Source organism: Rhodoferax sp. GW822-FHT02A01, from assembly GCF_038784515.1.
Classification (GTDB): Bacteria; Pseudomonadota; Gammaproteobacteria; order Burkholderiales; family Burkholderiaceae_C; genus Allorhodoferax.
The window spans coordinates 1,863,949-1,884,751 of record NZ_CP152376.1 but is presented as its reverse complement, the minus strand read 5'-3'; the positions used below and the strand labels follow the sequence as shown (position 1 = coordinate 1,884,751).

Genomic DNA, 20,803 nt, shown 5'->3' with positions numbered 1-20,803 from the left:
CATGTTTCGCTTATCGCAACAATACGCCTCTTGAAATTTGCGACTCAGTCACGCATCCGTGTGGACCCGGCGCGGTGTCCTGCGGCAAAGGCCTCTTCAAACACCGAATAGCCCGCCCAGTCGCTATGGGCAAAGTGAATGCGCCCGGTAGTTGGCGGCAGATAGCCCACCCGGCCTTGCGCGTCTGGCGTGGGGATGGCCATGGCGTGGCCGTAGCGGGTGATGTCCATGCGCGTCGCCTTGGAGGGCAGGTCCGGATGCGCAGGTGTCAGTTCACTGATGATGGCTTCACGCCAGACGCTCCAGGGCTGCTGCAGCAACTGCCTGCGCCCCCGCAGCGGCCCGCCCGGCACGTCGCCCAAGGCGCGGTAGTAGGTCAGCACCGTAGCGCCCGGAACCGGCAGCAGGCTCTGATGCATGGCGTCTACATAGCCCAGGCCGGGCGTGGTCTGCGCGTCGCCGTACAGCACGTTGTCCCAGCTGGGTGCCGGGCCGGGCCTGTCCTGCAGGGGCCGGTCGATATGGATGTTGGCCACCAGCCAGGGCGCGTGCTGGGTGCGCGCGGCCGTCTCGTGCACAAAGTCCGGCGCGTCCTGCAGCACGCGCGCTGCGATGAAGAGGGGCAGCGCCACGATGACGCGGTCCGCCTGCCAGCGCTCCACGGTGTGGGTGCGGGTGTTGAAGCTGTCCACCTCCACCTGGTGTTTGTCTTGCGCAATGCGCAGCACCACCTGCCCGGTGTGCAACCGCTCGCCCAGCGGTACAGCCATGCGCCGCGTCAGCCAGGCGTTGCCCTCGGGCCAGGTGAGCAGGCCGTCGTGTTCCGGGTGTTCGGCGCCCGGCGCCTGAAAGCCATGGCGGCTAGCGAAGTAATGGATGCCGGCCCAGGCCGACACGGTGGACAGCCCTGCGCCATAGTCGTCCCGGCAACAGTAGTCCAGGTACCAGCGCAGATGCGCATCGGTCAGCCCCTGCTGACCCAGATAGGTCTCAAAGGTGATGGAGGCCAGCCGCTGCTTGAAGGCGCTGTGCGGGGAGTGCGAAGCGGGAATGCTCCAACGCACTGCGCGGCGGGCTTCGTCCACCAGCGCCGCAAACCGCCGGTACTGCGCCAGCGTATCGCCCCCCACGCCCCGCGCAGGCAGCAGGCCGTCCTGCCAGGCACCGTGGAAGTACAAGCGCTCCTGCGGGCTGTGGCACAAGTGGCGCTCGTCGTATTCCCAGCGCCCTGCAACCCGTCTGCGCAGGCCCAGTTCCTGCAGCAGATTCTGCAAGTCGGGCGCGTCATCGCCGGGAATGGGCAGGTAGTGCGCGCCCAATGGGCAGGCTATTCCCCCAACACTTCCGCCACGTGCATTGCCACCCGCTTCGTCTTCCAGCTCCAGCAAGGCAAAGTCCTCCACCCCCTGCAGGCCCAAGGCGCGCGCCGCGGCCAGACCGGCCACACCGCCACCGGCAATGACAACGCGTGCCCTGCGCACCACCGCAGGAGCAGGCCAGGAGGTGGTGTCGCGCAACGAGTGGCCGCGTTCATGGTTGATGCCCGTGAAGCCACCTTGCAGCGGCTCCCGGGCGCTGCAACCGGCCAAGGCCGCCAGCGTGCCCGCAGCACCGTGCAAAAACTGGCGGCGGTTCGGTATGGGCTGCTTCATTGCGAACCCAAATGAGCGGCATCCACGGTGCAATGCGCGATGACCACACGGCTCAGCCAGTCCATGACCACGCGCACCCGGGCCGACTGGTTGCGCCGGCTGGCATACACCAGTGACAGCGGCAGGGGCCGCGCCTCGAACGCGGGCAGCACCATGATGAGCTCCCCGCTAGCGATCCAGCGGCGCAGGCCCACATAGGGCGCCTGGATGAGCCCCAAACCCGCCAGACAGGCCGACTGGTAGGCGCCAGCGTTGTTGACCGTGACCTGACCCGGCATTGGCAGCGCGCGGTCCTCGTCGCCCTGCAAGTATTCAAATCCTGTGGGTTTGCTCCCCAGCACCGCCGCGTAATGCACCAGCTGGTGCGCGGCCAGATCGGCCAGCGTATGAGGCAGCCCATGGCGCGCCACATAGTCCGCGCTCACGCAGTTGACCAGCCGCATGTCACACAGCGGCTTGGCAATCAGGCCGGGCTCCACCACCTTGCCGGCCCGCAGCACGCAATCAAAGCCTTCACGCACCAGGTCCACGCGGCGTTCGGTGCTGCTGACCTCCACTTCCAGCAGGGGATAGGTTTGCAACAGCTCGGGCAGGCGCGGCAGCACGGCGTCCTGCGCCATCACCGTGCTCATGTCGATGCGCACGCGCCCTTTGAGCAGCGCGGCATCTTTTTGCTGGAACATGGTCTGCAACTCATCCATGTCGGCCAAAGCGTCAACGCAGCGCTCATAGAAGGCTTGCCCGTCCTGCGTCAGCAACACCTTGCGCGTGGTGCGGTGGAGCAGCCGTGCGCCCAGCTGGTTTTCCAGTTGCTGCACCGAAGTCGAGACCGTGGCCTTGGGCAGCCCGAGGTTGTCTGCCGCCTGCGTAAAGCTGGAAAGCTCGGCCACGCGCGAAAAGATGCGCATGTGTTCCAGAAAGTTCATTGTTTTATTTTATTGAACAAAGCAATCAACTTTCAACCATTTATTCATTTCGCGCCGATCAATAGACTGCACTTCATCCCATCCACATTGCATGAAAGGCAAACCCCATGAGCACCACCACCAACCCCATCGCCATCGTTACCGGCGGCAGCCGCGGTCTGGGCAGGAGCACTGCGCTGCATCTGGCCGGCCAAGGTTTTGACGTCATCCTGACCTACCAGACCCAGGCCACACAGGCACAAGCCGTGGTTGCAGAAATCGAAGCCTCCGGGCGCAAAGCCTTGGCCTTGCCGCTCGACGTGGCCGACAGCAGCCGCTTCAGCGCGTTTGCCCAGAGCGTGCGCGAAGCCCTGCGCAGCCGCTGGAACACCGAGCACTTCCAGGTCCTGGTCAACAACGCCGGCACCGGCGTGCATGCCTCGCTGATGGACACCACCGAGGCCCAGTTTGATGCGCTGGTCAACGTGCATTTGAAAGGCGTCTTCTTCCTGACGCAAAAGCTGTTGCCGCTGATGGCAGACGGCGGGCGCATTGTCAACCTGTCGTCCGGGCTGGCGCGCTTTGCCTTGCCCGGCTACGCAGCCTACGCGTCCATGAAGGGCGCCATCGAGACGCTCACCCGCTACATGGCCAAGGAGCTGGGCCCACGCGGCATTGCGGTCAACGTGGTGGCGCCGGGCGCCATTGCCACCGATTTCGGCGGCGGCGCGGTGCGCGACAACGCTCAGCTCAACGCCTTCGTGGCGTCGCAAACTGCCTTGGGCCGCGTGGGTGAGGCCGACGATATTGGCGCCATGATTGCCTCGCTGTGCAGCCCGGCCAACCGCTGGGTCAACGCCCAGCGCATTGAGGTGTCTGGCGGCATGTTCGTCTGAGCCCGGCCTTCAGTGGGCGACACGGCCCCACTCCTCTTCATAGGTGGTGACCAGCACCTGGTTGGACAGGCGGTTGATCTCGGTGGGCACGCGGTCCATGTCCTGCGGAAAGTCGAACAGCAACGGCAGGCTTTGCAGGTTCAGAAAGCGCAGGCCCGCCGGCAATGCAGTAGGCAGCCGGTAGGGCCTGCGGCTGGCAATCACAAAGCCCCACTCGCCAAAGCTGGGCACGTGCGCATGGTAGGGCGTGGCGGTCAGCCCCACGGACTCCACCGTGTGCACCACCGTCCAGAAACTCTTGCGTGCTACCAGCGGCGAGGTGGTCTGGATCACGGCGTAGCCGCTGGCCGACAGATGCTTGTCCAGCAGCGCATAAAAGGAGTTGGTGAACAGCTTGCCGATGGAGAAGTTGGTGGGGTCGGGGAAGTCCACCACGATTACGTCAAACACGTCACTGGCGTTTTCCAGATAGCCAAAGGCATCGGTATTGACCACCTTGAGCTTGGGCGAAGAAAGCGCATGCGCGTTGAGCGCCGTCAGCATGGGCTCACGGGTGAAGAGATCGGTCATGGCCGGGTCCAGCTCCACCAGCGTGACACTTACCACGCCGGGGTACTTGAGGATTTCGCGCGCGGCCATGCCGTCACCGCCGCCCAGGATGGCAACCTTTTTGGGCGCGCCACCTTGCGCAAACGCTGCCATGACCGGATGCACCAGGGCCTCGTGGTAACGGTATTCGTCGCGCTGGGCAAACTGCAGATTGCCGTTCAAAAACAAACGCAATCCCAGGCGCCCCTCACCCGGCGCGTTGGTCACCACGATGCGCTGGTAGGGCGTGGTCAGCGCGATCACCGCGTGGTCCTGGTAGAGCTTGTCCTCGGCCCAGGTGGTGATGTGGTCGGCCCAGGCAAACACCGCAAGCAGCACCGCCAGGGTGGCCACACACGTCAACGCATGCGCGGACAGATGCCGCAACTCATGGCGGAACAGCCACAGGGCCCAGAGCGCTACCAACGCATTCATCAGCCCGAACAGCAGGCCGGTGCGCGCCAGCCCCAGATGCGGAACCAGCAGCAAGGGGAACGCAATGGACACCGCCAGCGCGCCCAGGTAGTCAAAGGTCAGCACCTGGGAGACCAGGTCCTTGAGCGCCACGTTCTTCTTGAGCATGCGCATCACCAGCGGGATCTCCAGCCCCACCAGAATGCCCACCAGCACCACCATGGCATACAACACGAAGCGAAAGGAATTGGGCAGCGCCGCATGCGCCACGAACAGCAGCACCGGCAGCAGGCCCCCGGCCAGTGCCACCAGCAGCTCAATACGCAGAAAGTGGGCGCTGAGCTGGCGCTCCAGAAAGCGCGAGAGATACGAGCCCACGCCCATGGCAAACAGGTAAGCGCCAATCACCGTGGAGAATTGCAGGACAGAGTCGCCCAGCAAATACGACGCCAGCGCGCCCGCCGCCAGCTCGTACACCAGCCCGCAGGCAGAGACGACGAAGACGGAGGTCAGCAGCGCCAGCTCGACCGGGCTGGGGCCCGGTTTGGAAGCATGCAGGCTCAATGGATGGCGGCAGCGACGATGATGCAGATGCCCAGCGACATGGCTGCCACGACCAAGGCTAGCGCCTGGTTCTGCTTTTCCACAATCTCTTCCCACAGGTTGTAGGGCGTGATCTTGTCGATGATGACAAAGCTGATCCAGAAGATCAGCACACCCATCAATGCAAATACGATGGAGCCCAGCAGGACCCCGGGTTTCATCCATTCCATGATGCGTCCTCGGTGGTTGGTGTTTGTTTGGGAAGCGAACACAAAGCCGCAGTGTCCCTCATTTTCGGCGCCTGGTTGCGCCCGTAGCCGCTTCCACATTGCGGGATTGTTGTAAACGAAGGTAAAAACGGCGCCCACCCTGGGCGTCCTCCCCTCGAGCGACAATAGCATGCTGCTCTGGCCGCCCGATCGGTGGCGCCCATTTGGCCTAGACTCGCGACTATCTTGAAATTCCTCACTTCGTTTTGCTGCGCCAGTGTGCTGCTTGCAGCCGCACTGGCAACTCCTGGCACGCAGGCTGCCACCCCGCTGGACCTCCCTAGTCTGGACGCAATGGTGGATTACCGCCCCAAGATTCCGCTGCGCGTGTACACCAGCGACGGCGTGCTGATTGGCGAGTTCGGCCAGGAGCGGCGCGAGTTCGTGGCGATCAAGGACATCCCGCTGATCCAGAAGCAGGCCTTGCTGGCCATTGAAGACTCGCGCTTTTACGAACACGGCGGCGTGGACTTCAAGGGCGTGGCGCGCGCATTGATCGCGGACCTGACTGGCGGCATGAAGCAAGGTGCCTCCACCATCACCATGCAGGTGGCGCGTGACTTCTACCTCACCAAGGAGAAGGTGCTCTCGCGCAAGCTCACCGAAGTGATGCTGGCCTACAAGATAGAGCGCACGCTCACCAAGGACCAGATCCTGGAGCTCTACATGAACCAGGTCTATCTGGGCCAGCGCGCCTACGGCTTCAGCAGCGCAGCGCGGATCTACTTCGGCAAGTCGCTCAAGGACGTCACCATTGCACAGGCCGCGATGCTGGCCGGCCTGCCGCAGGCACCCAGCACGGTCAACCCCGTGGTCAACCCCAAGCGCGCACAGGCGCGCCAGCAGCTGGTGCTCAAGCGTATGCGCGAGCTGGGCTATATCAATGACGCGCAGCTCAAACAGGCCATGGCCGAAGACCTGCACGTGCGCATGGATGGTCAGAGCTACAACAGCCATGCGCAGTACGTGGCCGAGATGGTGCGCCAGAGCATGGCGGCCCAGTTCAAGGACGACACCTACACGCGTGGCATCAGCGTCACCACCACACTCATCAGCACCGAGCAGGATGCGGCCTACGATGCGGTGCGTCGCAATGTGCTGGCATATGACCAGCGTCATGGTTACCGCGGAGCAGAAGGCTTTGTGGAGCTGCCTGCCAACGCGACCGAACGCCAAAAGGTCATAGAAAATGCACTGCAGCAGCACCCGGCCAGCGACCGCATGCTGTCGGCCGTGGCCCTGACGGTCACACCCAAGAGCGTGCGCGCTGCGCTGCCCAATGGCGACCAGATCGACGTCAATGGTGATGGCGTACGCTGGGCCGCAGCAGCCCTGGCTCCCAAGGCACCAGCCGCGCTCAAGCTCAAGGCCGGCTCCATCATCCGCGTGGTGCAGGACGCCAAGGGCCGCTGGAGCATCACGCAGTTGCCCAATGTGGGTAGCGCCTTTGTGTCCCTCAACAACCAGACCGGCGCCTACCGCGCGCTGGTGGGTGGCTTTGATTTCAACGCCAGCCAGTTCAACCACGCCACCCAGGCCTGGCGCCAGCCCGGCTCGTCCATCAAGCCCTTCATCTATTCAGCTGCCTTGGAGAAGGGCTACTCGCCCGCCACGCAGGTGAACGACGCGCCCCTCACGCTCACGCCCGCAGAAACCGGCAGCCAGCCCTGGTCTCCGCAGAACGATGACGATGTGTACGAAGGCGCCATCACGCTACGCCATGCGCTGGCCATGTCAAAGAACGTGGCCGCGGTGCGGCTGCTGCGCGCCATCACGCCGCAGTACGCCCACGACTTCCTGCCGCGCTTTGGCTTTGACGGCACCAAGCAGCCCGTCAACTACACACTGGCACTTGGCACCGGCTCGGTCACGCCGCTGCAGATGGCAGGCGCCTACTCGGTGTTTGCCAATGGTGGCCTCCAGATCAATCCGTATCTGATCCAGAAAGTGACCGATGCGCGTGGCGCCGTGCTATTCGAGGCCAAGCCCGTGGCCGTGGCGCAGGAGAGCGACCGCGTGCTGGATGCTCGCAATGCCTTCGTCACCACCAGCATGCTGCACGAGGTGACCGTGAGCGGCACCGCAGCCGCTGCACAGAAGCTGGGCCGCCCGGACCTGGCCGGTAAGACCGGCACCAGCAGCGACGCGGTGGACGGATGGTTTGCCGGTTACAGCGGCAATGTGACCGCAGTGGCCTGGATGGGCTATGACGACCCGCAATCATTGGGGGGCCGCGAATTCGGCGCCACGCTGGCGCTGCCCATCTGGATGGATTACATGGGCGTCGCGCTCAAGGGCAAACCGCCCACCCAGATGCCCCAACCCACAGGCGTGTCACAGGTGCAGGGCGACTGGGTGTACGACGAATTCCAGGGCAACACAGCAGCCAAGCCGATTGACCTGGATCTGCTGGAACGGTTGAAGGATCTGTTCGGGGGCAAGTAGGTCAACGGCCCGCTTCCGTGCTTCTGGTGTTTTGCGAAGTCACCAGATAAATGCTGGGCAAGATCATGGCGGCACCTGCGAAGTGAAACCACGACGGCGCCTCACCCAACAGAACCCAGGCAATGGCTGCGGCATACACGGGTGACAGATACATCACCAGACCGGCTTGGGCCGGGCCCAGCTTCTGGATCAGAAACGCATAGGATTTGTAGGCAACGAAGCCGGGAATTACACCCGCCACCGCTGCCAGCAAAAGCCCGCGCCGCGTAAGGAGCACCTGCCCCGCGTGCAGGGCCTCGATTACGGTGCATGGCAGCAGGATCAGCACACCTGCACATGTCACGGCGCACAAGCGCGTCGAGGTATCCAAGGCGCTTGGCCAGCGCTGCGTCAACAAGGTGTAGGCGACCCAGGCCGTGGCGGCAACCACAACCCACACGTCTCCCACGACAAGCCGCGTGGCGGACAAGTTCCCAAGGTGACCCTTGGAAATCACAAACAGGACACCGAACAGCGCCAGCAACATGCCCACCCAATGGCGCGGCAGCACGGTACCGCCGGATGCTCCGGAGTTGACCGCGGCAATGGCAACCGGTGTGACGGCATAGATCAGGGCAATGTTGGTGGAGCTGGTTGAGAACGCAGCCTCGTAGACGAAGGCGCCACAAATCCACATGCCCAGTCCACCAAGCACCAGCACATGGAGGTACTCGCGCGCGGGCAGGCGCATCAATTGACCGAGCTGCCTCCATGAAAAGGCGCCCATGAGGCACAACGCCACAGACCACCGAATCAGCGCCATCAGGTGGGGCGCAATCTCCCCGCTGGCAGCCTTGGCAAGGATGTAGTTGGAAGAAATGAAGGCAGGCGAAACCCATAACAGGAGCTTCGCCCTGCCTTGCGCAGTGCTGGTCAACCAGGATGCTCCCGCTACCAAGGCAGCTTTACTTCATGCGTTGCACGGTTCTCGGCAATGAAAAGGGAAGGAAGGAACCGCGAGAGGAAGGTGAATTCGTTGTAGCAGTGCTGAAGCAGTGCAATGCCGAACGCATCCGGAATCATCTCCTCGATTTCCTTCGGTGACTTTCCAATGGAAGGTAGATCCTGCCCCATGTAGAAATGGCTACGCAAAGCGCAGCCCCACGGTGTGTCACGGCCGATATGGAGCAAGCGTCCGCCCAACAGTTTCCCGTCGGGCAAGGTCGGTGTATCCCAGGACATACCGGTCCGCCCGCATACCGAGGCACTGATGCGCCCTTCCTGACGTGCCTTTTGGTAGCGATCGGCGTCGAAGAACTCCTCGTTGGGACGGAACTGAATCAGCAGTTTGGCCGATGGCAGTCCGGTGAAGAACTCCTCCACCTTGTGGATGGACCCCACGTGCGTGGACGCGTCGCCCCCAATCCAGTCGCTCGATACATGGTCTACCGGGTGCCACCACACATAGTGCTGGGTGTTGGGACGGGATCTGAACCACCACTCGAACATCTCGCCAGTGCAGCCGTGCAGGTCCGTGCGACAGGCCACGTGCAGCACGCCATCCGCAAGGCGCTCATAGCCCAGTTCCAAAGGCATGGGTGTGGGGTCTAGCAAACGATTGGCTTCTTTCAGTTCCATCTTGTGTCTCCTGTTTTCATTAAGAATATTTTCAATCCGCAGTGCCAATATAGAGGTGGCGCAGACGCGGGTCTTCTCGTATGGATGTGGCATTGCCCGAGAGCGCAAAGGTGCCGTGCTCCATGACATGCACCTCATCTGCCAAATGGAGTGCCCGCTCCACGTCCTGTTCCACGATGAGCATGGTCAGCCCGGCAGCCTTGAGTTCGCCAAGCGCCTGGTAGAGGCGGTCCATCATGACCGGCGCCAGGCCCAGGCTGATCTCATCAAACAGGACGAGCTTGGGCTTGGACATCAAGGAGCGGCCTATGGCCAGCATCTGCTGCTGCCCACCGGACATGGATGTGCCGCCAATGCGCCTGCGCTCCGCCAGTTCTGGGAACAGGGTGTAGATGCGCTCCAGTCGATCGGCCACCTCTGCCTGCGCCACGCCACGGGCTGCCAGCATCAGGTTTTCTTCAACGGTAAGCGGCGCAAATATGCGGCGCCCCTCCATGCACTGCGCCAGGCCAAGCCTTGCAAACTGATGCGGAGCAGAACCTGTGACGTCCTTGCCCTCCACCAGGATGTGCCCCGCACTGGCCTTGATGGCGCCGCTCACCACATTGGCCAAGGTGGTCTTGCCGGCGCCATTGGTTCCCAGAATGGCGATCACCTTGCCGGGTTGCACGACAAGATCGATGCCGTTGAGAACCCGAGCCTGGCCATAGCCCGCATGGATGCCACGCAACTCCAGAATGGGCGCACGCGCTTTGCCGGCCTCGATCCGGGTCGGAGTAACCAGCCCCGCCATGGCGCGTGAAACGGTCGCTTGCCCTGGCTGCGTTGCCTCGGAGCGGACAGTTTCCACCTTCTTTGCCGAGTGCGAAGTGCCCAGGTAAACAGCCGCGACGTCGTCACTATTGAGCACATCCTTGGTACTGCCTTCGGCGATCTTCTTTCCAAAATTGATCACCGCAAGGCGGTCGCAACATTCCCGCACGACACGCAACACGTGTTCGATGATGACAATACCCTGCACCTCTTTGCGCAAGGACTTGATCAGTTCCACAAGCTCCGTGACTTCCGAGTCAATCAGGCCGGCACCAACTTCGTCGAGCAGCAGCAGCTTGGGCTGCAAGGCCAGTGCGCGGGCAACTTCCAGGCGCTTGCGACGCAACAAGGGTAACCCCCGCCCCGTAAGGTGTGCCGCATCGGCAAGGCCTGTGCGCTCCAGAATGGCATCGCATGCGCGGTTTGCCTTGACCCCGGCTTCCCAGGGATGCAATGAATATCTGGCCGCCAACAAATTCTCCCGCACGGTCATGTCGAGAAAGGGGCGAGGGATTTGGTACGTCCGGCCAATCCCGATACGGGCGCGGTCAAACGCTTGCATCTGCGTGATGTCCTGCCCGTCGAACGCAATGCTTCCGGCACTGGGCATCAGGCCGCCACCGAGCAACCCGATCAAGGTGGATTTGCCAGCGCCGTTGGGACCGATGATTCCCATGACCTGGTGTGGATGGACTGCCAAGGAAACGTTGTCGGTTGCAACCACACCGCCAAAGCGCTTGACCAAGCCGTTCGCTTGCAAAAGTGGTGTGCTCATTTCGCCTCCCCCTTGTTTCTGGCTGCAATATCGCGGGCGAGCCCGACCAGACCTTTGGGGGCAAACCGAATAACGACAATCAATATCACGCCGGTAATGGCCAGATGCAATGCGGGATAGTCCGCCAGTACTTCACCCAGGGCGATGACAAAGAATGCGCCGGCAACCGGCCCCAGACGCAAGCCCTGACCGCCAATGATGACGATCGACAGCACGCTGACGGTCCACTGAATGCCAAACATGCCGTAGGGCTCCACGGTTCCCACCTTCAGCCCTTGTAGCGCGCCTGCCATGCCCATCAGGAAACTTGCCAGCACAAAGGCAACCAGCTTGATGCGGAATGCCTTCACGCCAATTTGCGCAGCCGCGTCTTCGTCGTCACGCACCGCCCGCAGGAGGATGGAAAACCGGGATGCCGTCGCGATGGTTATCACCAGCGTGGTGACGGCCATCAAGCCAATGGCAATGCAAAACAGCGCATACAGGCCCGGCGGGTCCTGCGACAAGAAGAGACCGGAGGCTCCACCAAAGCCATCGTAGTTCACCATGAACATGCGCAAGGCTTCCGCCAAGGCGAGCGTGCCCACTGTGAAGTACAACCCCCGGAGCCGAAACACTGCGCGGGAGACCAGCAGCGCAAGCATTGCGGCAGCAAGACCCGCGCCGGGTATGGCCAGATACAGAGGCAGGTGCGCATTGTTCACAAGGCCGGTAAGCGCATAGGCGCCAATGCCGACAAAGGAGGCCGTCCCCAAGGACACCAGACCACCATAGCCTGCAAGCAGGTTCCACGCCTCGGCCAACGTGATCATCACCATGAGGCGAAAGCCGATTTCAAGTGCGTAATCTGAAAACCCCTGACTCGCTATCGCCAGTGCCATCAGGAGCGTGGGCACCACAATTTTTGAAACGTTTCTTCGGATCATTTCGGCCACTTCAGGATCGCTGGTGGGTTCGTATTCGGCATAAAGCATGGTGGTTACGCCCTCGCTGACACGATTCCGGCCGGGCGCAGTGCCAGTGCCAGAAGGAATAACACAAGGCCGACCAGGTCTCGGTAACCATCACCCAGCACGACCGCCCCAATACTTTGCAAGACACCCATGGCGACTCCCGCAACCAGTGTTCCAAAGATATTTCCAACCCCACCCAGAACCACAATGGCGAAGCTGATCAGCAGGTAGGTAGCACCCGTGCTCGGGGTGAAGGAGAAGGCGGTACCGATCAATACTCCTCCCATGGCCGCACAAGCGGCCCCCATGGAAAACGTCAGGGCGTGCACGCGCCGCACATCCACGCCCAGCGTGGCGGCCGCACCGGGGTCGGCCGAACTGGCCCGCAGCTCCCTGCCAAATGCGGTACAGGTGACCAGCAAGTGCACACACCACACCAAGACCACCGAAACCACAAACCCGATGAGGTAGATCTTGGGCACGACGACCGGCCCCAGTATCAGAGGTTGGGTGGCATAGGACGCCTCGATGTTGCGGGTGTCGGCAGAGAAGGCGAGAAGCAACAGGTTCTGCAGGATGATGGAAACGCCAAACATGGTCATCATGGGCGCCTCCATTCCTTTGCCCGCCAGAGGTGCGATCAGCAGCCGGTGGAAAGGCAATGCCACCAGCGCAACCAGGGCCCCCACCAGCGGCAAACCCAGAATGGGATCGAGCCCCAGGTAGCTGAGCAGGAAGTAGCTCAGGTAGGCACCACACACCAACAACTCGCCATGCGCCAGATTGACAAGACGCATCACGCCCAGCGAAATGGACAGGCCCAGTGCAATGAGCGACAGGCTGCCGCCCAACAGCAGCCCGGAAGCCAGGCTCCCGGCTATTACTTCCACGTTTGGCAAACTCATATGCCTACTCCTTCTTGATGCCCTGCAGCCAACCCAATGGACTGCAGGGGCTTCTCTTACTTGGCTTCAGGCAGGGGAAAGAGCAGCTTGCCATTGGCTCGGTCTTTGGGCCAGACCACGACGGCCTTGCCACTCTGCCATTGCATCAAGGTGATGGGAATGGCCGAAGTGTTGGTGGCGTCGAACTTCACCGGACCAATGACGTAGGTCTTGTTGGTCTTGGCTATGGCCGCGTTGATCTTTTCGCGGTCCAGGGTTCCCGCGGCAGCTATGGCATCCATGAGGACTTGCGCTGCGGCGTGGGAGTCTGCAATGTGCTGGCTCTGGGTCTGTTTGGTTTCCGACTCGAAGCGTTTGGCGAGATCGGCTGCACCTGGATACGGGAAGCTGGGGTCCCAGTAGCCGCCGACCAGAACACCGTCTGCCAACTTTCCGGTGGCCTGTGCGAAGAACTCGGGCTCAGCCCCCTTCTCCATCACAAGCACCTTGGGACTGAATCCGGCTGAAGCCATTTGCTTGCGCATGGCAATGGCCTGGGGCGGTATGGCGTCCACCAGCACCACGTCCGCTCCGGTGGATTTGGCTTGCGCCACCATGGAGGTGAACTGCTGCGCATCCGTGGGGAAGGAGGTGCTTTGCTCCACGGAATAGCCATTGGCCTTGGCAGTTTCAGGCCATATCTTTCCGCCCACGACAATGCCATCAGGGCCGTTGTCCGCCAATATCGCGACCTTCTTGTTGGTGACGATGCCGTAGTCGTTCATCATGCGAAAGGGCGCTGTGGCCAGATCGCCCTCATCAAAGAACATGACCCAGGCGTAATTCCACTTGCGCACGGAGCGGAAAGCGCCCAATGGATCACAACCCGCAACAATGGGAACCTTGCGCCGCTCCGCAACCAGTGCGCCTGCGTTCACCAACGCTGGCGTGCAGGAACCCAGCAATGCCACGGCGTTGTCCCGCGAAAGCAGTGACTCGGAGTTGCTCGCAGTCACGTTGGGGTCGGTCTTGTCGTCCCGGATGACCAATCGCACCGGGATCTTCTTGCCGTCCACCAGAATGCCTCCGGCCTTGTTCTGGTCTTTCACGGCTGTCTCGTAACCCCACTTCTGGTACATGCCAAAGCCAGCCAAGGGGCCGGACAATGGAATCGAGGCGCCGATCACGATTTCATCAGCTGCATGCGTGGCGGACATGGCACCCGCCAGCAGACATGCTGCGATCGACACTTGCGCGAGCTTGTATTGGAAATTCATTTGACGCTCCTCGTTGTTTTTTAGAAATAGATGACCAGGTCGGTCGACAGCGTGGTTTGCTTGTCGGCAGTGCCACCGCCGAACGCATTGACTCCGTTGTTGCCGGTCTGCCAGTCGTAACGGACCTCGGGACGCAGGATGGCACTCTTGCTGAGCTTGTAGGTCAGCCCCAACGTGACCGCATTGAAGTCGCTGGCTACGGCGGTTACGGGAAACAGTGCCACGCCCTGGGGGTCCCGGAAGTTCTCAAACCGTGCGCCATAGCTCAGCTTTTCATTGGCGGTATAGACCGCCTGCGCAACCACGCCGGTGTATTCCCCACCCGTGAAGAAATTTCCAGCAGCCGGGTTGAAGGTCAGGATGTCAATCGTTCCCGGCTGGCCATCGCCGCTTTGTTTGCCGTATACAAACTCCACATTGGCTTGCCAGGCATCGGCTGGCTTGAAGCCCACGCTCAGGGAGTGGTGCTCACGCTTTTGGCCATTGGCCGAAATGATGCGCGCAATGGGCATCTGGACGTTGTTGACTATAGGGTCGTTCTGCTCGTCCCCTATCATGAAACTGTAGTCAACCCAGGTATTCATATCGGTGCTGCGCCAACGCAGCGCACCAATCGTGCTGTTGCTGTTGTTGTTGTCGTTCAGGTTCTGGCGGCCTTTGACAATACCCAGTTCGCCCGCCAGAAATCCATATTCGTTGCGCATCAGATTGGCCGACACCAGGGCCCCGTAGACCTGATCGGGCTGCGCTACAAAGGTGTAGGTTTTGGTATAGAACACATTGGGGCCTGGCCGCCATTCGGGTGCTATGTCATGCCCCACACCGGAACCAAACCGCCCCACCATCGCGGCAACACCCATGCCCACCGGAAAGTAGGCTTGCAAAAATGCCTGGGGCATGGCGACGTAGTTTTGCCGTGTGCTTCCCGGGTTCACTCCGGCGGGTGTCTGGTTGACCGCCCATTGCGAATCAAAGCCAAACATCTGGGCTGGCAAACCGTTGCGTCCATACAGCAACTCCGTGCGGAACCCCCACGAAAACTCCCATGGTACAGGCCCTGGCGTAGGAGTGACGCGGGGGATGATGTTCGTCGTGATAGGCCGCTCCAGCGCCAATGACAAGGCGTTGAGCTGCAAGCCCTCGTCTGCGGCACCTGCAATCGGGAAGTTGGAGTGCCCTGCCGCCGCCTGGTCGTGCGTCGAGGTGTTGTTGGAGGAAAAGCCAACCTGCAGAAAGCCAAAGGCGTTGATTCCTGCCGCGCTTTCCAGTGCGTCTCCAAACAGTGAGAACGGCTTTTCGTCGCCGTCACCGTCACTGCCTTGTGCTGCTGCTCCGGTGGCCATTGCGGATGCAATCACCACGGCGCATGCCATGCTGATGGGGGTGTTTTTCAATCTGTGCTCCTCGTATTTATTTGGTGGGGTGGTGGGTCTTCCCTGTCTCTCTTTCTTTGCGCTTGCTTCAGACAACCGCTGCGGGCACGTTCTTCAGGCCCAGTATTTTTCGTGTCTCGTCCGGGGTGGCGACCGTGCGATCAATCTCGGCCACCGTGCGCTTCACCCGCTCGACAAACTCCACATTGGATTTGGCAAGCTGGCCTTTGCGGTAGAAGATGTTGTCTTCCATCCCTACGCGCACATGCCCGCCCATGGCCAGGGCGGCGTAGATGATGGGTAGGTGGCCTCTGCCAATGCCCAGAGCGGACCAGGTGAAATTTGTACCCAGGTTGTCCTTGCAGGTGTCCAGCAGGAACATCATGTTCTTCACGTCGGCTGTCATGCCGCCAGGCGCACCCAGCACGAACTGGAAATGCGGGCGGCCGGTGATGAGGCCCTTCTTCATGTAGTGCAGGACGTTGTAGATCATTCCGGCATCAAAGATTTCGAACTCGGGCTTGACGTTGCATTCCGACATGGAGTTGGCCAGCTTCTCCAGGAACCGCGGGCTGTTCTCAAAGACGGTGGTGTGGGCCCAGTTCATCGTTCCTGCGTCGAACGAGGCCATCTCGGGGCGCAGCTCTTGAAAGGGCCTCATGCGTACTTCGTCTGAAAGGCCCAGTCCGCCCGAGGTCGTGAGGTTCAAGACTATGTTGCAACGGGCCCGCACCAGGCGCACGGTCTCGGCGAATTTGTCAAAGTCCATGGACGCGTGGAAGGCATCGTCGCGCACGTGAATGTGTGCGATGGATGCGCCCGCATCGGCACAACGTACGATCTCATCAGCTTCCTCTTGTGGTGTCAGTGGCACGTAGGGCGTGTCTGACTTTTGGGGCCAGGCGCCAGTGCAGGCTACCGTGAGAATGACCCTGCTGCTTTCATCCATGATGTATTCCTTTAGCGGCCTTCCGCCACGTTCATTGCTTTGAGATGGGACAAGACCTTGGCGCGTAGTTCGTCTTGCTGTTCAGGTGTCCAGGTTCTGAAGCCTTCACCGCTTTTCATTCCCAGCCTGCCGTCGTCGATCAGGCGTTGCAGGTACGGTGATGGGCCTGGGGTGTGGTCGATAAAGGGAAGTACCGTCTGGTGAATCGCCTGGGTCAGCTCGATTCCAACCAGGTCTGCGTTTTCCAAAGGCCCGAGAACGGGTAGACGCCGACCAAAACTGGCCTTGACAACGGTGTCCACTGTTTCGGCGTCGCATACGCCGCTGGCGACCAATGCAATGGCCTCCCTCCACAGGGCATGCTGCAGCCTGTTGCCAATGAACCCTGGTATGTCCTTTTCCACCATGGCAGGCGTCTTGCCTACTTCTGCCAGCAGGTTGAACATGTCTTGTGCGAGCCGCGGATCGGTGTGGGGGGTCTTGATCACTTCGACCAGCGGCACCAGGTACGGCGGGTTCCACCAGTGGGTGCCCATGGCCCTGTGCCCGGTCCCGACGTTGCGCATGATTTCCGTAATGGGTATCACCGAGGTGTTGCTTGCCAGCAGAGCATGCGGCGGCGCCAGTTGCTCGAGCTGCACAAAGAGGCGTTGCTTGAAGGCGAGGTTTTCCGGCCCCGCTTCAAATACGACATCCGCACCGCTGACGCACTCTCCCAGGTCTTCCGATGGAAACACCCGGGTTGCAGCGTTCACGTCCTGCTTCAAATCCTTCAGGTTGCGTTCTATGCGCTCACGCAGCGACATCAGCGCTTTCTGGTCCGGGTCGTAGACACGCACAATGCGTCCTGCCAGTGCGAACACCTGTGCAATGCCATGGCCCATGAGGCCAGCACCTATGACGGATATGTGTTGCATGTCTAGCCCGCCGTGTAACCACCGTCGGCATAGACGGTATGCCCGGTATGGAAGTCGGATGCCCTGGACACCAGGAACAGGAGAGGACCAGCCAGGTCCTCCGGTTCACCCAGGCGCCCCAGCGGTACGCGGGATAGAAAGCCGGCCCGCACGCCATTGGCCTTTTCGTTGTCCTCGAACATCCATGCGGTCAGGGGAGATCGGAAGACGGTCGGCGCAATGGCATTCACCGTGATTCCGTATTTGCCCCATTCGCACCCCAGCGCCCGGGTCAGGCCATCGGTAGCCGCTTTGGAGGCGCAGTAGGCGCTGTAGCCCGCCGGATGGCCCAGTTTGCCGCGTGCAGAAGAGACCAGTACCACCTTGCCTCCACGTCCTCGGGCAATGGCGTGTTTGCCGAAGGCTCTGCAGATCAGCCATGCACCCGTGACGTTTCCGTCCATGACGGATTCAAATCGCTCCAGTGGCATGTCGACGATGGGGCAGGGGTCGTTCATGCCGGAGCCCACCACCAGAATGTCCACTCCGCCGAATGCATCTATGCCGGTCTGGATGATGGTGTCGCAGTCCGCCTCCGTGTTCGGGCGCAGCGCTACGCAGGCCACCTCTGCGCCCATGGCATTGCAGGCTGCGGCTGCTTCATCAAGGGCCTTCCCGTTTCCAGCGGCCAGAACCAGCTTGGCCCCTGCGCCCGCCAATACCTTGACGGCCAACATGCCAAAGGCGCCCGAGGCTCCGGTCACGACTGCTACTTTGCCGCGTATGTCAAAGAGCCGGGCCGGGTTCTTCAGCCAATCAGGTGTTGCGTCGTCCATCACTGGGCTCCCTGCTGGGTTGGCGGATACGGCATGACCACCAGCATGCTGGCGACGGCGTTCGTGCGGTTCTTGACTTCACGTATTTCCCCACCCGGGATGAAGCAACTGTCCATGGCCCCCAGAACGACTTCTTCACCGCCAACGGCCACGGTCAATTCACCCGCGACCACTACATAGACCTTTTCCAGCGGAGACGAGTCAGGCCCGGCACCTCCACCGGGAAGAAAGTGCGACAGCCCCGTCCAGAACGACTCCGGACCACCCTCTTCAAACCCTTGCAACCGCAGGGAGCGCATCTCATAGTGGTTGGGTGCCACATAGGCTTGCGCATCCGGGAAACGTTTGACCTTCATCGCATCCGCTCCCTGTGCTTACTTGCCCGTCTCGAAACGGTATTGGCCGCTCGGGTCCACGATGGCCACGAGGCGCACGATGCATCCATCGCCTTTGGTCCAGCGCCACGGAAAGGCGGCGAAGGTCACGCGTTTGCCGGTGACTTTGTCGATGTCGCCACCCACGTTTTCGAAGCCGCAGATGCCTTGCTTCAGGATGGCCTGGTGGCAGGGCTCCCACTCAGGGAAGTCTTCGATCACCTTGCGGCCGGTTTCCCGTTCGTATTCACGGTTGATGTCGGGCAGAAGGCCATTGGGCCATCCGGGGCCATGTGGGCCAATGGCCGTACCCAGCGGATGGTCCAGGGCTTGCGTGTCGCTGCCAATCATCTTGACCTTCTTCTTGGCAAACCATTCGCCGGCCTCTTTGTAGAAGCCGGGGGAATAGGCGTAATACATGCGGTTGTCGCCGTAGTGCTTATGCCAACCGGTGTTGACGATGACGATGTCGCCCTCGCGAATTTGCGGACTTGCGGCCTCCAGGTCGGCAGCGGTAATCACTTCCCACTTTTTCTTGGGGATGGACACCACCACTCCGGTGCCGAAGAAGTGCGGCAACGGCACTTCGTCCATGAACGCGGTGCCTTCCACGACGTGCGCCGGCGCATCGATGTGGGTGCCCGAGTGCATCACGGTCGTGATCTTCTGGGTCAGCACGCCGGAACGGGCCATGGTGTGCAGCCGTTCGATCTTGACATCTTCGAAGTAGGGCCAGCAGGGCTGTCCCAAACCCCAGGGATGACTCAGGTCATAAAACTCCAACCCCATCTTGTTGTTGAGGTTCTCTTCGTACATCGTGCCGCGCACATTAATCATCACAGGCTCCTTGTTGCTGACGGATTTGAAAATTTGATCTGTTATACTGAACCGTATTGCGATACAGTTGTATCGTTATGCGATTCAATGTGGCGTAATGTATCGATCGACTTGGGGGCCAGGAACTGGGACATACCCGCATCGGGTAAACCCGCGCGTGCATGACCAACGCGTTCTGCTGGCACACTTGGACAAGGAGAAAACTTGCATGACCACAGAAGACGAATTGGCCGATGAGTCCGCCAGCAAGGGAGGGATTCAGGTAATTGCGCGTGCAGCGGCCGTGCTGCAGAAATTGCGGGAGCACCCAGCTGGCTTGTCACTGGGCGAATTGGCGAAGCTGTTGAAGCTGCCCCGGTCCACGATTCAACGCATCGTTGCCGCGCTGGACGATGAAAACCTTGTCATCTCGGCCTCACCCACCCGCGGAGTACGCCTGGGTCCGGCCTTGCTCGCGCTGGCCGCCGCTACGCGATTTGAAATCTCCGAAGTCGCTCGCCCCACCCTGCAGGAGATCTCGCTGCTCAGTGGGGAAACCGTGGACCTGTCACTGCTGGACGGCAACAAGCTGGTGTTCGTAGACCAGGTGGTGGGGGGACACCGCCTGAAGGCGGAATCCGGCATCGGCGTTTCATTCAGCCTGCACTCCACGGCCCCTGGCAAAGCCATGCTAGCAGCCATGTCCGACGCCGACATGCTCGCGCTGCGTCCACGCATGTCATTCGCCCGCATGACCCCCAACACCATCACGACATGGACGGACCTGGTCGAGGAGATTGCAGTGGTACGCGAGAGTGGCATCGGTGCCGACGTCGAAGAAAACTCGATGGGCATCTGCGCGGTGGCCATGGCACTCAGCCTGCCCAGTGGAGAAATCGCCGCGATCTCCGTTCCAGTTCCCACCCAGCGTTTCAAGGCCATGCGACCAACGATCGAGAAGCTGCTGCTCACCCATGGAGGGAAGCTTCAAGCGTCCATCAAGCGTTGACGGCAAAGTTGAAGATGCCATGGGCCCCAAGCCGCGTAATCCTGATGTTCTCGCTAATGCAGTTAGCCATCTGTTGATCGTTGGAAAGAACGCGGAATACACATTGCACAGCGCTGTCGGTGCGACGTTGAACGGTTCGGAAAAGCCTCACAACGGCACGGCAAGAGCAGGCCACCATGCACCGCGCTTGCTTGATGTCGCGAAGGGCTCCGTGCTGCAAGGCAATCTGGCAAAGGTCGCTTTGACCTGTGACAACATGACATAGAGCGTGGATTGCCCAGAGTCTCTCCTTCAAGGTACACGCAACCGGATTCCCAGATCAACGCAGACTCGGAGGACAAGAATGGACGCTATTCGAGTGGACGCATGAGTTCAATCCCATCTTTCAGACAAAGTGCAGCGAAGGTGATGACCGTCGTCATGACTCTGAACACCTTGTCGTGAACTACCTTCATCTTCTGATTTCGTCCGAAAAAATCCAGCAGCGGAACAATACGCCGGGGTTTCTTACGCTTGTCT

Annotated in this window: 20 protein-coding genes; 4 read left to right on the top strand and 16 right to left on the bottom strand. The window is 61.0% G+C overall.

The features are described 5' to 3' along the window. Positions 1-44: 44 nt before the first annotated feature. Both AAGF34_RS08945 and AAGF34_RS08940 read right to left on the bottom strand, forming a co-directional pair. Positions 45-1,652 carry an FAD-dependent oxidoreductase gene (locus AAGF34_RS08945; RefSeq protein WP_342620265.1) on the bottom strand — a complete coding sequence of 536 codons (1,608 nt, stop codon included), beginning with the start codon at positions 1,650-1,652 and terminating at the stop codon, positions 45-47. After that, complete coding sequence (locus AAGF34_RS08940; protein ID WP_342620264.1) at positions 1,649-2,578, bottom strand: LysR family transcriptional regulator; 930 nt, start codon at positions 2,576-2,578, stop codon at positions 1,649-1,651. Before AAGF34_RS08940 ends, AAGF34_RS08945 begins: the two co-directional genes overlap by 4 nt. A gap of 107 nt (positions 2,579-2,685) precedes the next feature. On the opposite strand from AAGF34_RS08940, the gene AAGF34_RS08935 reads away from it, so the two are divergent. Next, the gene (locus AAGF34_RS08935; RefSeq protein ID WP_342620263.1) at positions 2,686-3,453 is read left to right on the top strand and encodes an SDR family oxidoreductase; all 768 of its coding nucleotides are present in this window, start codon (positions 2,686-2,688) and stop codon (positions 3,451-3,453) included. Between the two features lie 9 nt (positions 3,454-3,462). Here AAGF34_RS08935 and AAGF34_RS08930 read toward each other — a convergent pair whose 3' ends face one another. Together AAGF34_RS08930 and AAGF34_RS08925 are read right to left on the bottom strand one after the other, a co-directional pair. Continuing rightward, complete coding sequence (locus AAGF34_RS08930; protein ID WP_342620262.1) at positions 3,463-5,019, bottom strand: polyamine aminopropyltransferase; 1,557 nt, start codon at positions 5,017-5,019, stop codon at positions 3,463-3,465. After that, positions 5,016-5,228, bottom strand: coding sequence for a DUF350 domain-containing protein (locus AAGF34_RS08925; protein WP_342620261.1), 213 nt, complete (start codon positions 5,226-5,228; stop codon positions 5,016-5,018). The genes AAGF34_RS08930 and AAGF34_RS08925 overlap by 4 nt, the downstream gene beginning before the upstream one ends. 225 nt (positions 5,229-5,453) lie before the next feature. On the opposite strand from AAGF34_RS08925, the gene AAGF34_RS08920 reads away from it, so the two are divergent. Continuing rightward, the gene (locus AAGF34_RS08920; RefSeq protein WP_342620260.1) at positions 5,454-7,712 is read left to right on the top strand and encodes a PBP1A family penicillin-binding protein; all 2,259 of its coding nucleotides are present in this window, start codon (positions 5,454-5,456) and stop codon (positions 7,710-7,712) included. Position 7,713: 1 nt separating this feature from the next. On the opposite strand, the gene AAGF34_RS08915 is transcribed toward AAGF34_RS08920, so the two are convergent. From AAGF34_RS08915 to AAGF34_RS08860, 12 genes are all read right to left on the bottom strand, one after another. Further along, complete coding sequence (locus AAGF34_RS08915) at positions 7,714-8,628, bottom strand: DMT family transporter (RefSeq protein ID WP_342620259.1); 915 nt, start codon at positions 8,626-8,628, stop codon at positions 7,714-7,716. Positions 8,629-8,642: 14 nt separating this feature from the next. Further along, entirely contained in the window at positions 8,643-9,329 is a 687-nt protein-coding gene (locus AAGF34_RS08910; RefSeq protein WP_342620258.1) for a hydrolase, read from the bottom strand. Positions 9,330-9,360: 31 nt separating this feature from the next. After that, entirely contained in the window at positions 9,361-10,917 is a 1,557-nt protein-coding gene (locus AAGF34_RS08905) for an ATP-binding cassette domain-containing protein (RefSeq protein WP_342620257.1), read from the bottom strand. Continuing rightward, positions 10,914-11,891 carry a branched-chain amino acid ABC transporter permease gene (locus AAGF34_RS08900; protein ID WP_342620256.1) on the bottom strand — a complete coding sequence of 326 codons (978 nt, stop codon included), beginning with the start codon at positions 11,889-11,891 and terminating at the stop codon, positions 10,914-10,916. The genes AAGF34_RS08905 and AAGF34_RS08900 overlap by 4 nt, the downstream gene beginning before the upstream one ends. A 5-nt stretch (positions 11,892-11,896) precedes the next feature. Beyond that, the gene (locus tag AAGF34_RS08895) at positions 11,897-12,775 is read right to left on the bottom strand and encodes a branched-chain amino acid ABC transporter permease (RefSeq protein WP_342620255.1); all 879 of its coding nucleotides are present in this window, start codon (positions 12,773-12,775) and stop codon (positions 11,897-11,899) included. 56 nt (positions 12,776-12,831) lie between these two features. After that, positions 12,832-14,031, bottom strand: coding sequence for an amino acid ABC transporter substrate-binding protein (locus AAGF34_RS08890; RefSeq protein WP_342620254.1), 1,200 nt, complete (start codon positions 14,029-14,031; stop codon positions 12,832-12,834). 20 nt (positions 14,032-14,051) lie between these two features. Continuing rightward, on the bottom strand, positions 14,052-15,425 hold the full coding sequence (locus tag AAGF34_RS08885) for an outer membrane beta-barrel protein (RefSeq protein WP_342620253.1): 1,374 nt from the start codon (positions 15,423-15,425) through the stop codon (positions 14,052-14,054). 67 nt (positions 15,426-15,492) lie between these two features. Further along, positions 15,493-16,353 carry a 3-keto-5-aminohexanoate cleavage protein gene (locus AAGF34_RS08880; RefSeq protein WP_342620252.1) on the bottom strand — a complete coding sequence of 287 codons (861 nt, stop codon included), beginning with the start codon at positions 16,351-16,353 and terminating at the stop codon, positions 15,493-15,495. An 11-nt stretch (positions 16,354-16,364) separates the two neighbouring features. Then, positions 16,365-17,270: a 3-hydroxyacyl-CoA dehydrogenase family protein gene (locus tag AAGF34_RS08875; protein WP_342620251.1), complete on the bottom strand. Its 906-nt coding sequence runs from the start codon at positions 17,268-17,270 to the stop codon at positions 16,365-16,367. Between the two features lie 2 nt (positions 17,271-17,272). Beyond that, complete coding sequence (locus AAGF34_RS08870; protein WP_342620250.1) at positions 17,273-18,085, bottom strand: SDR family oxidoreductase; 813 nt, start codon at positions 18,083-18,085, stop codon at positions 17,273-17,275. Beyond that, complete coding sequence (locus AAGF34_RS08865; RefSeq protein ID WP_342620249.1) at positions 18,085-18,441, bottom strand: cupin domain-containing protein; 357 nt, start codon at positions 18,439-18,441, stop codon at positions 18,085-18,087. The genes AAGF34_RS08870 and AAGF34_RS08865 overlap by 1 nt, the downstream gene beginning before the upstream one ends. 18 nt (positions 18,442-18,459) lie before the next feature. After that, the gene (locus AAGF34_RS08860) at positions 18,460-19,296 is read right to left on the bottom strand and encodes a cyclase family protein (protein WP_342620248.1); all 837 of its coding nucleotides are present in this window, start codon (positions 19,294-19,296) and stop codon (positions 18,460-18,462) included. 208 nt (positions 19,297-19,504) lie between these two features. On the opposite strand from AAGF34_RS08860, the gene AAGF34_RS08855 reads away from it, so the two are divergent. Both AAGF34_RS08855 and AAGF34_RS08850 read left to right on the top strand, forming a co-directional pair. Beyond that, positions 19,505-20,284, top strand: coding sequence for an IclR family transcriptional regulator (locus tag AAGF34_RS08855; protein ID WP_342620247.1), 780 nt, complete (start codon positions 19,505-19,507; stop codon positions 20,282-20,284). Positions 20,285-20,303: 19 nt separating this feature from the next. Continuing rightward, a complete protein-coding gene (locus AAGF34_RS08850) occupies positions 20,304-20,549 on the top strand; it encodes a hypothetical protein (RefSeq protein WP_342620246.1) in 246 nt (81 codons plus the stop codon). Positions 20,550-20,803: the final 254 nt, after the last annotated feature.

Excerpts from the sequence above, each read along its gene's own strand:
- AAGF34_RS08900 (WP_342620256.1), bottom strand. The coding sequence starts at position 11,891 with ATGCTTTATGCCGAATACGAACCCACCAGCGATCCTGAAGTGGCCGAA.
- AAGF34_RS08945 (WP_342620265.1), bottom strand. The coding sequence starts at position 1,652 with ATGAAGCAGCCCATACCGAACCGCCGCCAGTTTTTGCACGGTGCTGCG.
- AAGF34_RS08880 (WP_342620252.1), bottom strand. The coding sequence starts at position 16,353 with ATGGATGAAAGCAGCAGGGTCATTCTCACGGTAGCCTGCACTGGCGCC.
- AAGF34_RS08870 (WP_342620250.1), bottom strand. The coding sequence starts at position 18,085 with ATGGACGACGCAACACCTGATTGGCTGAAGAACCCGGCCCGGCTCTTT.
- AAGF34_RS08855 (WP_342620247.1), top strand. The coding sequence starts at position 19,505 with ATGACCACAGAAGACGAATTGGCCGATGAGTCCGCCAGCAAGGGAGGG.
- AAGF34_RS08910 (WP_342620258.1), bottom strand. The coding sequence starts at position 9,329 with ATGGAACTGAAAGAAGCCAATCGTTTGCTAGACCCCACACCCATGCCT.
- AAGF34_RS08895 (WP_342620255.1), bottom strand. The coding sequence starts at position 12,775 with ATGAGTTTGCCAAACGTGGAAGTAATAGCCGGGAGCCTGGCTTCCGGG.
- AAGF34_RS08935 (WP_342620263.1), top strand. The coding sequence starts at position 2,686 with ATGAGCACCACCACCAACCCCATCGCCATCGTTACCGGCGGCAGCCGC.
- AAGF34_RS08865 (WP_342620249.1), bottom strand. The coding sequence starts at position 18,441 with ATGAAGGTCAAACGTTTCCCGGATGCGCAAGCCTATGTGGCACCCAAC.
- AAGF34_RS08850 (WP_342620246.1), top strand. The coding sequence starts at position 20,304 with ATGGGCCCCAAGCCGCGTAATCCTGATGTTCTCGCTAATGCAGTTAGC.
- AAGF34_RS08905 (WP_342620257.1), bottom strand. The coding sequence starts at position 10,917 with ATGAGCACACCACTTTTGCAAGCGAACGGCTTGGTCAAGCGCTTTGGC.
- AAGF34_RS08875 (WP_342620251.1), bottom strand. The coding sequence starts at position 17,270 with ATGCAACACATATCCGTCATAGGTGCTGGCCTCATGGGCCATGGCATT.
- AAGF34_RS08890 (WP_342620254.1), bottom strand. The coding sequence starts at position 14,031 with ATGAATTTCCAATACAAGCTCGCGCAAGTGTCGATCGCAGCATGTCTG.
- AAGF34_RS08940 (WP_342620264.1), bottom strand. The coding sequence starts at position 2,578 with ATGAACTTTCTGGAACACATGCGCATCTTTTCGCGCGTGGCCGAGCTT.
- AAGF34_RS08860 (WP_342620248.1), bottom strand. The coding sequence starts at position 19,296 with ATGATTAATGTGCGCGGCACGATGTACGAAGAGAACCTCAACAACAAG.
- AAGF34_RS08925 (WP_342620261.1), bottom strand. The coding sequence starts at position 5,228 with ATGGAATGGATGAAACCCGGGGTCCTGCTGGGCTCCATCGTATTTGCA.